The 12967-nt window shown below is 66.2% G+C and carries 15 protein-coding genes; 5 read left to right on the top strand and 10 right to left on the bottom strand.

Annotation, left to right across the window (positions count from 1 at the left end):
- Positions 1-17: 17 nt before the first annotated feature.
- The 4 genes from ABTW95_RS06970 to ABTW95_RS06985 form a co-directional block, all read right to left on the bottom strand.
- Positions 18-1244: a sulfotransferase family protein gene (locus ABTW95_RS06970; protein ID WP_500225366.1), complete on the bottom strand. Its 1227-nt coding sequence runs from the start codon at positions 1242-1244 to the stop codon at positions 18-20.
- 23 nt (positions 1245-1267) lie between these two features.
- A complete protein-coding gene (locus ABTW95_RS06975; RefSeq protein ID WP_500225371.1) occupies positions 1268-2050 on the bottom strand; it encodes an SDR family oxidoreductase in 783 nt (260 codons plus the stop codon).
- Positions 2050-3270 (bottom strand): hypothetical protein, encoded by a 1221-nt coding sequence (locus ABTW95_RS06980; RefSeq protein ID WP_500225375.1) that lies wholly within the window; start codon positions 3268-3270, stop codon positions 2050-2052. The genes ABTW95_RS06975 and ABTW95_RS06980 overlap by 1 nt, the downstream gene beginning before the upstream one ends.
- 106 nt (positions 3271-3376) lie before the next feature.
- The gene (locus ABTW95_RS06985) at positions 3377-3838 is read right to left on the bottom strand and encodes a nuclear transport factor 2 family protein (RefSeq protein ID WP_396455089.1); all 462 of its coding nucleotides are present in this window, start codon (positions 3836-3838) and stop codon (positions 3377-3379) included.
- Positions 3839-4141: 303 nt separating this feature from the next.
- Here ABTW95_RS06985 and ABTW95_RS06990 point away from each other — a divergent pair, with 303 nt between their 5' ends.
- Positions 4142-4486: a TetR family transcriptional regulator C-terminal domain-containing protein gene (locus ABTW95_RS06990; protein ID WP_500225450.1), complete on the top strand. Its 345-nt coding sequence runs from the start codon at positions 4142-4144 to the stop codon at positions 4484-4486.
- A gap of 122 nt (positions 4487-4608) precedes the next feature.
- Here the strand turns inward: ABTW95_RS06990 and ABTW95_RS06995 are convergent, their stop codons facing one another.
- A complete protein-coding gene (locus tag ABTW95_RS06995; RefSeq protein WP_396452864.1) occupies positions 4609-5097 on the bottom strand; it encodes a hypothetical protein in 489 nt (162 codons plus the stop codon).
- Between the two features lie 607 nt (positions 5098-5704).
- On the opposite strand from ABTW95_RS06995, the gene ABTW95_RS07000 reads away from it, so the two are divergent.
- Positions 5705-6622 (top strand): HNH endonuclease, encoded by a 918-nt coding sequence (locus tag ABTW95_RS07000; protein ID WP_396455057.1) that lies wholly within the window; start codon positions 5705-5707, stop codon positions 6620-6622.
- Between the two features lie 232 nt (positions 6623-6854).
- On the opposite strand, the gene ABTW95_RS07005 is transcribed toward ABTW95_RS07000, so the two are convergent.
- From ABTW95_RS07005 to ABTW95_RS07015, 3 genes are all read right to left on the bottom strand, one after another.
- Positions 6855-7049: a DUF397 domain-containing protein gene (locus tag ABTW95_RS07005; RefSeq protein WP_396455056.1), complete on the bottom strand. Its 195-nt coding sequence runs from the start codon at positions 7047-7049 to the stop codon at positions 6855-6857.
- Positions 7050-7189: 140 nt separating this feature from the next.
- On the bottom strand, positions 7190-7384 hold the full coding sequence (locus ABTW95_RS07010) for a DUF397 domain-containing protein (protein ID WP_500225382.1): 195 nt from the start codon (positions 7382-7384) through the stop codon (positions 7190-7192).
- Positions 7381-8196, bottom strand: a complete 816-nt coding sequence (locus ABTW95_RS07015; protein WP_500225385.1) for a helix-turn-helix domain-containing protein — start codon at positions 8194-8196, stop codon at positions 7381-7383. Before ABTW95_RS07015 ends, ABTW95_RS07010 begins: the two co-directional genes overlap by 4 nt.
- 750 nt (positions 8197-8946) lie before the next feature.
- Here ABTW95_RS07015 and ABTW95_RS07020 point away from each other — a divergent pair.
- Positions 8947-9351 (top strand): ATP-binding protein, encoded by a 405-nt coding sequence (locus ABTW95_RS07020; RefSeq protein ID WP_396455054.1) that lies wholly within the window; start codon positions 8947-8949, stop codon positions 9349-9351.
- A gap of 471 nt (positions 9352-9822) precedes the next feature.
- Here ABTW95_RS07020 and ABTW95_RS07025 read toward each other — a convergent pair whose 3' ends face one another.
- Entirely contained in the window at positions 9823-10689 is an 867-nt protein-coding gene (locus tag ABTW95_RS07025; RefSeq protein ID WP_500225388.1) for a sigma-70 family RNA polymerase sigma factor, read from the bottom strand.
- A 77-nt stretch (positions 10690-10766) separates the two neighbouring features.
- On the opposite strand from ABTW95_RS07025, the gene ABTW95_RS07030 reads away from it, so the two are divergent.
- The gene (locus ABTW95_RS07030; RefSeq protein WP_500225389.1) at positions 10767-11198 is read left to right on the top strand and encodes an SRPBCC family protein; all 432 of its coding nucleotides are present in this window, start codon (positions 10767-10769) and stop codon (positions 11196-11198) included.
- Positions 11199-11205: 7 nt separating this feature from the next.
- Here ABTW95_RS07030 and ABTW95_RS07035 read toward each other — a convergent pair whose 3' ends face one another.
- Positions 11206-12147 (bottom strand): NAD(P)-dependent alcohol dehydrogenase, encoded by a 942-nt coding sequence (locus ABTW95_RS07035; RefSeq protein WP_500225391.1) that lies wholly within the window; start codon positions 12145-12147, stop codon positions 11206-11208.
- Positions 12148-12300: 153 nt separating this feature from the next.
- Here ABTW95_RS07035 and ABTW95_RS07040 point away from each other — a divergent pair, with 153 nt between their 5' ends.
- Positions 12301-12951: a hypothetical protein gene (locus ABTW95_RS07040; RefSeq protein WP_500225395.1), complete on the top strand. Its 651-nt coding sequence runs from the start codon at positions 12301-12303 to the stop codon at positions 12949-12951.
- The last annotated feature ends 16 nt before the right edge of the window (positions 12952-12967 follow it).

The following is a 12967-nucleotide window of genomic DNA, read 5'->3' on the forward strand; positions in this document are numbered from 1 at the left end:
CCCAGCCGCCCGGCGCCCTACCTCGGGTTTGGCGGGTCTTGCCCCTGCCTATCGTCCGCGCTGACCAGCGGTAGGGCTGGACTGACGGTCGGCAGGGTGGCGGTGTAGTCGGAGAAGCGCTCGTCCACCTCTTGCGGGGTGAGGCCGAAGTCTTCGAGCGAGTAGCGGTGCGCCGGTTTCGCCGCGCCGGTGGTGCTCTCGTTGTGGAGCTGCGTCATCGCCGTTCTGGCCTCGTCGGTGAACGGAAGACCGAAGCGGGTGTAGACGGCCTCGACGGTGCCGATCGGGTCGCGGACGAAGTCGTCGTAGTGGACGTCCGCGAACTGGTCGGGATCGCGACGCGCCCGCACTTCGCGGAATCGGTCGAGGCCCCTGCTCCACAGGTCCAGCTGGTCGCGGCCGATGGTGGCGCCGGTGAACACGTCCGACCATCCGTCGGTGGCGTGCGCGGCGAGGCTGCACATGGACGCCATCGCGGTACGCGGCGTCCGGTGCGTCTGGACGATGAGCGCGTCGGGATAGACGTCGAGAAGCGCGTCCAAGGCGAAAAGGTGGCTGGGGTTCTTCAACACCCAGCGCCGGCCGGCGTCGTTGAGGCCGATGAGCTGCAGGTTGCGCCGGTGCCGTCGGTAGGCGGGCGTCCAGTCCTGTTCGGCGAGCCAGGAGGAGTAGGTCGGCAGGTGCGCCAGGCATTCGAAGGAAATCGAGAGCATGCTCTGGCGGAGGAGCTGCCAGCACTCTTCGACGGAGTCCGCCGAGATGTAGTGGACGCCCATGAACTCGGGGTTCTCGACATGGTGGCGGCGGTATCCGGCGTCGATCGCCTGGAAGACCGGATTGTCGGCCCAGGTCTCGCGGGGAGGACGCGGCTGCGGCACTTCGGCGAGCCACAGGTCGAGGCCCTGGTGGGCGGGGTCGGCGGTGAGGAGCCTGTGCAGCGCGGTCGTTCCGGTGCGCGGCAGGCCGGTGACGAAAATGGGCCGCTCGATGGGGACGTTCGCATGTTCGGGGTGGCGTTTCCACGCGGCCTCGGAGAACTGCCGGGCGGCGAGCGCGCCTCGCAGCATCGCCCGCTGGGCCTTGTTCCCGAGCGGGGTGAGGCCGGCGTCCTTCGAAAGGGACTCCAGCAGCACCTTGAGCCCTTCGAGGTACTCGTCGCCGCCGAAGTCGTCCATCCCGGTGACCTTGCCGGCGGACGCGTGGAGGTCGTCGACCGTCCCGACGCTGTCGCGGCCTGCGCTCATCGGTACGCCCTTCCCTCGGGTGCCTAGTGGTGCCATTCGCCGGCGTTGACGTCCAGGCATTGCCCGGTGACCGCTCGGGCCAGCGGCGACAGCATGAACACCACGGCGTCGGCTACCTCGTCCGGCTCGGGCAGTTTCCGCAGGTCGGTCGTCGCGGCGTTCTCGTCGTAGATGTCCTGCGCGGTGACACCGCGCTTCTCGGCGAGGTAGTTGAAGTACCACTGGAGGTTGTCGGCCCAGATGTATCCGGGGGCGATGGTGTTGACCCGGATACCGCGCGGCCCCAGCTCGGTGGCCAGGTTCTGCGCCATCGCGAGGAGCGCGGCCTTGGCCATCTTGTAGGCGCCGAACGTCCGGCGGGAATGCCGGAGGACGGCCGAGTTGACCATCACGACCGACCCGCCGTGCTCTTCGAGGGCGGGAACGAAAAGCCTGGTGAGGTGCAGCGCGGCGAGCACGTTGGTTTCGAAGCCCGCCCGTACCGCGTCGAGATCGACCTTTGTGAGGTCCTTCAAAGGCGGTGTCGCGAAGGCGTTGTTGATCAGGCCGTCCACGCGCCCGAAAGCCTCCTGGGCCGTCTCCACCAGCCGCTCGCATGCGGCCGCGTCGTTGATGTCGGTCGGGACGGCGACGGCGCGCCGGCCGATGTCCTCGACTTCCTTGGCGACCTCGGCGAGCCGTTCCTCGTTGCGCGCCGCGAGCACCACGTCGGCACCGGCCTTGGCGCACTGGACGGCGAGCCCGCGGCCCAGCCCCGGGCCGACTCCGGAAACGACGACGACCTTGTCTTCGAGTAGACCCGCCATCAGCCCAGCATCCTCTTCGCGACGGCGACCTGACGGGTCGCGATCTTCTCGGCCCATTCCTGCGGTGTGATCCGCTGCTCCTCATAGAACGGCAGGACTCGGGGCAGGTCGTCGAACTTCACGACCTCGGCCTTCGGACCGTCCTCGGGTGTGAGGTCACGGCTGAGCCGCTGCCACCGGAACTGCAGGTAGCCGCGTCGGTGGCCCGTCCGCTCGATCCAGTTGGCGAGCCCGGGATCGCGCTCGCTGACGATGTACCGGATCATCCCGTCCTCGTCCACGCGGGCCTGGTCGGCGGTGAGGCTCGTCTGGTGGTTGATGTAGTCGAGCGAGATGTACCACATGCTGCCGAGCTGAAAGCCCTGGTAGGGCGCCACTTCCCGGTCGGCGGCCGGCACGGTGATGACCATGACCTCGTCGTCGTCCAGGTCGTAGTGCCCGACGGACGAGAACTGCGTGGCCAGGCCGCCGGGCGTTGGGCGCGGCTCGGTCAGCGTGTTGACGGGCAGCCGCAGGTAGTGCCATTCGGGGAACGCCAGGAAGGTACGGATCCTGGAGACCAGCATCTTCCCGGCGATCTGGTAGCGGCGGGCCATCCGTTCGGAGGGGACGGCCGGCGGTGACGTGCCGAGCGTGTCGGCGCGGTGGATGCGGATCTCACCTGGCCGCTCGTTCTCCCAGTCGCTGAACACCTCCCGGACGATGAGCATCGCCGCACCTTTGGGAAGGGTGACGTAGCCGGGGCCGGGGTCATGCTTGGGCGGGCCGAACCGAAGTTGGAACGACCCGTCGTCGGCGATGTCGAGTTCGCGGTCGTCGAAGGCAGTGAGGCTGTCGGGCGACTGCGTGGGCGAATAGTCGCCGTTCATGACCTGGAAGCTGAGGTCGGCCGTGGTTCCCCGGCGTCCGGTCACGACGTATTCGGCGTCGTCCCGGATGTAGGCGTGGAAGTAGAGCGTGTCGGGATTGTCGAGCCCCAGCTTGGTGTAGGGGCCGGTCGAGGACGCGAAGAACGGATAGTCCTGCTGGTAGGCGCCGACCATGTGCAGGGAGGCTTTGATGCTGCCGGCGAGGTAGTCGAGCCCCTCGGCCAGGTCCTGGTCGGTCTTGACGTGGGGAGCGGCGCGGATGATCCGCTCGGCCTCGACGACCGCGTCGGCGAACGAGCGCGTCGCGGCTTCGAACTGATCGGTCTTGCCTTCGGCTGAGTCGGTGGCCACCGGGCTCTCCTGGGGACGCGGGGCGCGGACGCCGTGCTCGCGATCGCGGCACTGAGGAACCAGAACCTAGAACCCGTTCTATACGCGGGTCAATGTCCGGTCCCGATCAATGGGAGGTGGTGAACTTCAAGCTCGGGGCATCGTCCAGGGAGACCATGTACTCGTACGTCCGCCGGTGCCCGGTCTTCTCGACCAGCCACCGCCCGCCCTCGCCGCGGCGGTAGACGTCGTGGTAGAACGCGGCGCCGCGGATCAGCAGGTTGTGCTCCGGGATGATGATCGTGTCGTCCAGCGACCAGATGCCGGTGGCCCGATCCCCGTCCACGTCGATCTCCGGGCACCCGGCGGTGTGCGCGCTGATCTTCCCGCTGTCCAGGTTCTCCCGCATGTACTGGACGATCGCGTCCCGTCCCTCCAGTCGCAGCGTCTTGCCGAGCACGGGGGTGTCGTACTCGGCGACGGCGTCCTGCGTGAACACCTCGGCGAACTCGTCCCACAGCTTCAGGTCGACGCAGCGCAGGTAGCGGTACTTGAGCCGGCGGATCTCTTCCAGGGCAACCAGGTCCATGCGCCCAAGACTGGACCCTGCCGGTCTAGAAAACAAGAACTTGTTCTACTGCCACGTTGTCCCGGCCGCGCTCGGGCAATCGGCGATCGGCGGCTCGGCCGATGACCTGCATACGTCTCGGCGGGCGCCGAGTTGCGAGAGCGCCGGCCGCCGCACGCCCGACGTATCTGAGATCCCCGGCCGTCACTTTGGTCGCATCCGATCTGGCAGCTCGCTTAGGCGAACTCCGCCGACCGCGACCATGGCCTGACCTCACCGCTTCCGGCCACCCGTCCAACAGCCCACCGGGCCTTCACCCGCATCCTGCACGAGGCCGCCGAGATCTACACCGACCCGTCCCACCCGCCAGGCTGCCTGGTGATCAGCGCCACTACCAACGTGACTCCGCAGGACGCTGAGATAGCGACCTTCCTGCGCGACGCACGCAGCGCCAACCTGAAACGGTTCGAATCCCGCCTACGCGCCGCCCGAGCCGACGGCGAACTCCCCAGCTCGGCCGACCCGAAGGCCCTGGCCCACTACTTCGCCGCAGTCATCCAGGGCATGTCCCAACAGGCCCGCGACGGCGCCACCCGCGAGACCCTGACCGACATAGCCACCCAAGCCATGCACACCTGGCCGGCTCAACGCGTGGCAAAGAACGGCTGATCCCGGCGCGTGAAGACACCGTTGAATAGGCGGGACAGAACAGACCACCGGCAACCTCCGAACCGGACATCGGCAGGAGGCCGCCGGTGGTCGTTCCGATGTTCACCGACGAGTCGATGCCATCAGCACGGGTCGATATACCAGACCTCATCCCAGTCGACGCGCACCGGCGTGGAGTTGTCGGGATCCGCAGGGATGATTCTCAGCGTTCCGCCCCACCGATCCTTCAAGACGACTGAAGCGTTGCCGATCTGGGCGTTGGTGAGTGCGTCCTCCCCGATGAAGTTCATCAGCGAGCGCTGGGTGCAGTTGTAGAGCCTGTAGTAGTCGTGATAGCCGTCGCCCCTGCCGACGGTAAGGCACACGAACGCTGTCGGGCAAGTATGGAGCAGGTTGTTCCGCGTTGCGGTGTCGACTTTGATTATGACGTCCTCGTGATCGTCCGGAAAGAATGGTTGGAGCTTTGGGATCCATGCCCTTCGCTGCGAGGTCGCTGAGCTGGGGGACTCCTTCTGCGTCGTTGTGGCCGCATGAGACGGCGCCACCATGACCAGCGTCGAGCCCAACGCGAACAGGGCGGCGAGCACCGGGAGCCTGCGCTTTGTCCCCATCTGACTTTCCCCTCTGGTGACTGGATGCGGCCAGGACGCCTCGCCGCCTGACCGCGCCTCCCCAGCAGGGTGCATGCCGTCCGCCCGTCCTGTACTTACGAACGAGCGCACAATCCTTTAGTGCGCGCGCACAGCCACACGCCCACCATCCGCCCCGGCCTCCGGCCTCCCAACACCGCCCGCCGCAGCTTCAAAGACCCGCAGCTCTCACGCTGCCGCCACGATAGAAACGAAGGTCCTACACAGAGATCGATGCCGAACGACAAAAGGCATTAAGCACGTGTCCCACAGCCCGACACCATCCCGCACAAAGCACCGCGGGCGCCAAGAGACTTCTGCCGGAGCGCTTCGGGCTCACGGGCCGCCGCCTCGCGCCACAGCCCGACCTGTCCCAACAGCACGCGACGGCGCCACTCACCAAGCGCTGTCCTCAATAGCCACCCAAGCCATGGCCACTTGGTCACACCCGGCCCAAACCTCAACCTCACAGCGCCCACATTCGGCGCAGGTCTCGACCAGCGCGTACACGTCCCCCTGACCAAGATCGGTCGCGCTCGTGAGGAGGTTGTGCTGGTGTGGCGGGAGGCGGAGTAGTACAAATTGGATCGTGAGCGTAGTGCTGGGCCAGGACTTCGACGGACGTCTGCGCAGAGCTGCGATGGCATGGCTCGACCGGCGATGCACCCCCGACAACCCCGTCGTCCACCGTCATGAACTTCTCAGCTTTACTTTTGAAGGACAACGCTATCCACTAATCGACAACCAACTCGGCATTCGCAAGCCCAAGAACTTGACAGCAGCACTGTCAATCTTGACGACCTATACATCCGACGGGCAACGCGCACCATATGAGGATGCTCTAGGAGACGACGGCTTCCTGCGCTACAAGTATCAGGGAAACCCACAACACTACACGAACAAGGGCCTTGAGGCAGCGTACGAGCTAAGACTCCCGCTCATCTGGTTCTTCGGAGTTCGGCAAGGCGTCTACCTCCCCTTCTACCCCGTCTGGATCATCGCGAACGAGCCAGAACTGTCCCAAGTTGCGGTCGGCCTTGAGCAAGGTCAACTGACCTTGGCGCAGAACGCATCGTCCCTCAGTCCAGTAGAACGCAGATATTACGAACGGCTAAGCAAGCAGCGATTGCACCAGCCCGTCTTCCGTCAGCGGGTCATTGCCGCCTATGACGGAAGTTGCGCAATGTGCCGCTTGCGACACACTTCATTGCTCGATGCCGCGCACATCATTCCGGACAAGGATGACCGCGGAGTTCCGTCCGTGTCGAATGGATTGGCGCTCTGCAAGATCCACCACGCTGCCTACGATGCCAACATCATCGGCATACACCCAAGCCTCACCATCGAGGTCCGCACGGACATCCTGCATGAGACAGACGGCCCCATGCTCAAACATGGCATCCAGGAGATGGACGGTATTCCTCTAAATCTGCCAAGGCGGCGGATAGATCGTCCGAACAGGGACTCAATTGAGCAGCGATACGAAGAATTCCGTGCAGCTGGCTAGAGATGTCCAGGTAGGCGTCTAACGTCTATTGACACATGCACTCAGGCCATACTAGTGATGGCGTTGATGAGACCACGGTGGTCGAGTCAAGGCCAGATGGAAGCGTAAGTAGGGAGGGCACTGCACGGTCATGTCATAGACCACAAGCAGCGTGCCCCAGACGGCAGGGCTGCCGGGCACAGCACGCCAAGCTCGCGGGCCCCTCTGATAAGCCGACGAGCACGCCAACAAGCTAGGGGCGATCGAACGTTCCGTCTTTGATCTGCCGCAGCAGGCCAGCGAACGCCATATCCGTCACTCGCAACTGGCCGCCGTTGGGGTTCTTGGAGTCCCTAATTCCCACACCACCGCGTAGGGCGGCAGCCTCGACGCATGCTGAGTCGTTCGCCCCACCGCTGTAGGAGCTCTTGCGCCACTGCTCAGTCACGGGTACGTGCCTCCGGGGAGCGTTCGACCTGGAGAGTAAAAGCCGTCATCAGCGTGGCCCAGCGCCACCCTTCACCGCGCTGACATCGACGAGTGCGTAGCCACGGCATGAGAGCCGTCACCCCCCTGGCCTTCGGATGCTCATGGGCGGTCGAGTACGCCGTCCTTGATCTGGCGCACCAGAGCAGCGAACGCCGCACGGGGCACCGAGAGGTGGGCACCGTTGGGGTTCTTGGAGTCTCTGACGCTCACCCCAGCAAACACGGCCGCTACTTCGACACATGCCGAATCGTCCGCACCTCCGCTGTAGGAGCTCTTGCGCCACGCCATGGTCATGAGTACTTCTCCAGATACCGCTCGATGAGAGCGCGCGAGCCGTCCTCGCAGAGGGCTTTTGCGCTGATGCGGTCGAATTTAGTACAGAACTCCCTCACCTCGCCTGGACCTTCGATCAAGCGGCCGCCACCTTGGGCACCCGCGTACGCGACGTCCCTGCAGTCCAGACTCATCACCTGGAGATAGCCGTCTGCTCCGAGATGGGCGCCAGCTTCGAATGGCACAACCCTCGCGATGATGGTGGGGACCTCCGCCATCCGGCGGAGATGCTCCAGCTGCGCCTTCATGAGCTGCCTGCTGCCTACGACGGTGGCCAGGACGCTCTCGTGCATCAGAACCCAAAGGAAGGCAGGGTCGTCACGGTCGAGGATGGCGCGCTTTCGCTCGACCCGTGCCGCCTGCTCCACCTCGAAGTCCTTTGCTGTGCCGGCCCGGACGTAGGCCCACGTGTACTCATCGGTCTGGAGCGGGAGCGGGATCACCTGGCCGTGGTAGAGCCGGATCTGGTCCGCCTGCTTCTCGTACTGGGTGTACTGGCGGAACCAGTCGGGGTTGTGCGCCGTCCTGGCGAACCAGAGGAGCAGCTCGAAGAGGCGGCCGGTGCCGAAGTGGCGGTCGATGAGCTTGGCGTGATCCTCGTGGATGCGGTGTCGGCCGGCCTCCATGTTCGAAACAGTCGAGCGGGCCGCACCGATGATCTTTCCCCACTGGGTGAGTGAGAGCCCCTCCTTCTCGCGGAAGAACCGCAGGTAGTACGAGAGCAGATGCCACTGGGAGATCTTGGGGTCGAGCGGGTCGCGAACCTTCGGCATGGCCCCTCCAGTGTTTTGCGTTCCTGCAAGTAAAGGTGAACCTAAGCACACCGCCTCATTCTTGGGAAGCGGAATCGCTGAGCAAAACCCCAGGAAGGAGGCGGCAAACTTGATCACCAGCCCCAGTTGTCCGAATATGTCCGCACTTGATCCAATGGCGGCGCCTAGAAATGCGGGTTCCCTAGCCACCTGTGGCTTGAGCGAGTGCACTTGGATGCCTAATTCGGATGTCTTGTGGCAAATTACGCCGGTAATGGCCGCAAATATATGCTCCAGAGGAGCATGCCGCTGGTGGCTCGGCGGACACAACGCCGGCGTCCATCCCGTTGTCTCGGATGCCGTCTCCGTGGCGGAGGCGTGATGGTGCTAGCGGACGCGACCACCCCCATAGACACCAGACCCATCCTCCGCGCCGAGATTCGGGATCTGGAGCGGCGCTTCGGCGTTGTGGCGTGGTTCGGCTTTCACACGCGCCGGTGGTGGGCGCTGGTCGAAGGCAGTCTCGTCGAGGCCGCCACCCCGGCCGGTCTCGCCGACACGGTCATGGCGGTGCGTGGCACTGCGGGTCGCGCTTCTCACCACGTCCGCATGTGGGGAGCCACAGCGAGCGGCACAGGCTGTGCCGGGTCGTCATCAGCGCGTTCGTCGTCGCGTTCGCTTGCCACACCGACGTCGCCACGGGCACAGGTGGCCGGACGCGCGCCTGGGGGTCATGACGGATACGGGAGGTGGGAATCGGTGAGCGGCCGCATGGAGGACGAACAGATGATCGTCCAGGTGGGTGACCTAGAACTGCTTGTCTGGTGCGCGGCCAAGCAGGCTCCTGGGGCTGCACGGGAGTTCGTCGGTGAGTGGTTCCAGGAGCGGGGCATCGAGGACGCCTTCACCGCGCAGTTGATTGTGTCCGAGTTGGTCACAAACGCCCTTCTGCACGGGCAGCCGCCGATCGTCGTCCGCGTGGTGAGGGACGAGTCGGACGGGCGGCCTGTCGTCGAGGTCGAGGACCGAGGTGACGGAGTGCCCTGCGTCCTACCGGAGAGTGACACCGCGATCAGTGGACGCGGACTCGTCTTGGTTGCCGCGCTTGCGCTGGAGTGGGGCACTGATCCGCTGGCCAAGGGAGGGAAGGTCACGTGGGCGAAGTGCGCGCTCTGAGCGTCCGAGCCGAACGTCAAGTACTCCGCCTGCGGACTCGGCTGGGCAAAAGAACCGCGATTCGCCACTTGGACGCGCTGGCCATTGCCCTCCAGCAGCAGGGATGGCGCTTCATCAAGTTCTATCGACCCGAGGAGTTCCCCACGCCACTGCCCATGCTGTGGGTACACGCTGGTTTCTCGAAGGCTCTCGGAATCGTGATCTCCGTTCGGGCAACTCCTGGCGGGACGTGGGGCTATTACGAGACGCTGCGCGGGAGGCAGGGGTACTTGTGGCCTTGCGGGGACGCGAAGTCGGCGGCCGAGCGGGGTGATCGGCTCCTCAAGCACCGGGTGTTCCCAGGCACTTGGTAGCCCGGCCCCATGTCCTCCCCCACGACTGGCGCCCGCGGGATGGCCGCGGGCGCGCGGCCATCCCGCCGGTGAACCTCGTCTGGGACGCGTTCGGGGCGGCTGTGGAGGGCCGGGCGGGTCAGGGGGTGTCAAAGAGGGTGGGGTCCAGGGTGGCCAGGCGGGATGGGTCGGCGTAGATGTCGAGTTCGGCGATCTTGTCGTTGACGACGGTGAAGGCCATGACGGCCAGCGGCTCGTCCTCGGTGGCCACGACCAGGCCCGCGGCGCCGTTGATCAGGGCCGGGCGGGCGAAATCCGCTCGGAACGAGAACGCGATCGCGCGCTGGGCGATCGTCCTCGCGCCGCGGAGGTGCAGCAGTTCGCCCTCGGCCTCGGCGCGCAGGACGATGTCGGGCGCGAGCGTCGCGACCAGGGCCTCCAGGTCGCCGTTCTTGGACGCGGTCAGGAAGGCGTCCACGACGGCGCGTTGGCGGCTCATGTCCGGGTCCGGGACGGGGGCCGAGCTCACGCGGCGGCGGGCCCGGCTGGCGAGTTGCCGCGCTGCCGCCGGGGTGCGGTCGAGGATGCGGGCTATCTCGTCGAACGGCATCTGAAACAGGTCGTGCAGGACGAAGGCCAGGCGCTCGGCGGGTGTCAGCGTGTCGAGGACGACGAGCATCGCGACGCCCACCGCGTCGGCTAGGAGGGCCTGTTCTTCCGGGTTGTCGTCCCGGGTGATGAGCGGTTCGGGGAGGCGCGGCTCGTCCAGTGGGTCCTCTCGGCGGGACCTCCGGGAGCGCAACATGTCGATGCAGATGTGCGCGACCGTGGTCGTCAGCCATCCGCTGAGGTTCTCGATGCGGTCGCTGTTGGTGCCGGACAGGCGCAACCACGCATCCTGGACGGCGTCATGCGCCTCGGCCGGTGAACCGAGCATGCGGTACGCGAGCGCCACCAGACGCGGACGATCAGCCTCGAATCGCTTGGCGAGTTGCTCGTCCTGCACGGTCACATCCCTTCCGTCGGCTCCGTCATACCCAAGACGGATGGCTCGCGACGAATGTGACCGTCCCGGGAGGAGACATGAGCGCCTTCGTGAACAGCATCGAGATCAACCGGCCGGCGGACGAGGTGTTCGCCTACGTGGTCGACCCCGCGAGGTTCCCCGAGTGGCAGCGGGACGTGGTGGACGTGCGCGTCGAGGGGGACGAGGTCGGTTCGCGCTTCACCACCGTCCGGAAGATCGGCGGGGCCGAGAGGTCCATGACGCAGGAGATCACCGAGAACGCGCCGCCGCGCACGTGGGCGGCCCGGGGCGTGGACGGGCCGATCCGCCCGTACGCCACGGTGAGCGTCGAGGCGCTCGGCGCCGGGCGGTGCCGGGTGACCTTCGGGCTCGACTTCGACGGACGCGGCATGGCCTCGGCCCTGGTGCCCATGGTGCGGCGAATGGCCGCGAAGGCCGCGCCCGCCAGCCACCAGCGGCTGAAGGAACTGCTTGAGAGCACCGCCTGACCGCGCACTACAGGACGATGACGACCTTTCCGCTGGCGTGGCCTGTCTCGATATGGCGTAGGGCGGCCGGGGTCTCGGCGAGCGGGTAGGTCTTGCCGATGACCGGCGTCAGCTTCTCTGATTCCAGGAGTTCGGCCAGTACGGCCAAATGCTCGTGGTTCGCGGTCGCGACGTACCTTCGCAGTTTCTGACGGGTGAAGGGCGAGAGCAGGAGCGGCTGCATCAGGTCGCCTCTGCCGTTGTTGCGAATCAGGGTTCCGGTCGGTGTGAGGACGCGGCGGCAGTCGGCCAGGGAGTGGTTCTCGATGTTGTCGAGGATGACGTCGTATCGCTGCTCGCCCGTGGTGAAATCCTCTCGGGTGTAGTCGATCACGTGGGCGGCGCCGAGTGACCGCACCAGTTCCGCGTTCTCTGGGCCGCACACGCCGGTCACGTCCGCGCCATACGATGCGGCGATCTGCACGGCGAACGTGCCCACGCCTCCCGACGCGCCGTTGACCAGGACCTTCTGCCCCGATTCCACCGCCCCCACGTCGCGGATGCCGCGCAGGGCCGTGACCGCTGAGGTCGGTACGGCCGCCGCCTGCTCGAATGTGAGCCCGGCCGGCTTCAGGACGAGCCGGTCCTCTCGCGCGCACGTGTACTCGGCGCACGAACCGCTGGACGTCCCGAACACCTCGTCACCCGGCTTGAACCGCGTCACGCCGTCGCCGACCGCTTCCACCTCGCCGGCCACATCGCCGCCCGGAATGCCACGCCTCGGCTTGCGTAAGCCGACGGCCAGGCGGATTGGCAGCGGCTCACCCCGCACGGTGAAACAGTCGCCTATATGAAGCCCGGCCGCCCGTACGCGGACCAGCACTTCCTTGGCCTTGGGCTGCGGCCTATCAACTTCTTTGAGTTCCAGGACGTCGGGTGAGCCGTAGGTCTCGTGGACGATGGCCTTCATTCGGTCTCCGCGTTGCTCTCCGGGCACGTCACGTAAGCGGGACTGCAACCGGCAGCACGCCGGCCATTCATGTAGAGCAAACCCGACCCGCCTGACCTAGGCAAGGCCACGCAGTGCGGCTCGAATGTCGGACGTCCTGCCTACAGTGGACGCGTGGCTGAAGACCGAGTTGCTTGGGACGAGCTCTTGGCGGCGGGTTTCCTGCATGGCGCGCGGGAGGCCCACCGCGAGGCGACGCTCGCCCTGTTCAACGGGTTGAGCCGCGCGGCGGGCTTCAAGGAGCGGACGTACGGCGTCGGCGCGTTCGAAACGCTGGCGCACCACCTCGACCGCGTCTTCGCCCGCGGCGAGCCGGCGAAGCAGGTCGTCCGGGACGATCTGAACGGCTCGCCCGGGTGGCGGTACGGCCGCTACCGCATCCTGCTCAAGCGGCACGAGTTCGGCAACGTCCAAGGCATCCGGTGGGACCGGGCCAGCCCCACCAAGCAGGCCGTCGCCCAGCAGGGCTACATCGAAGACCCGCAGCTGATGCTCCCGCTCGGCCTGGAGCCGCACGACACGCCCGGCGTCGTCACCCTGGTCCTCGCGCACAGCGCCACCGAAGAGCCCCTTGAAATGGAACTCTTCCTGGGGCGACCCAGATGGAACGCCGACGGCGGCACCGCCTGGCACTGGGTGAAGCAGCTGGACGACACCCTCGGGCCCGATCCACGTCGTAAGCTCGTCGAGCGAACGTTGCCGCTCTGGGACGACAAGGAAGACGACGTCCCCATGCGGCTTCGCGGGGAGACGAAGACGGCCTAGCAAAGGGTGGCGCAGG

Origin of the sequence: Spirillospora sp. NPDC127506 (genome assembly GCF_040302145.1) — a bacterium.
Classification (GTDB): domain Bacteria; phylum Actinomycetota; class Actinomycetes; order Streptosporangiales; family Streptosporangiaceae; genus Spirillospora.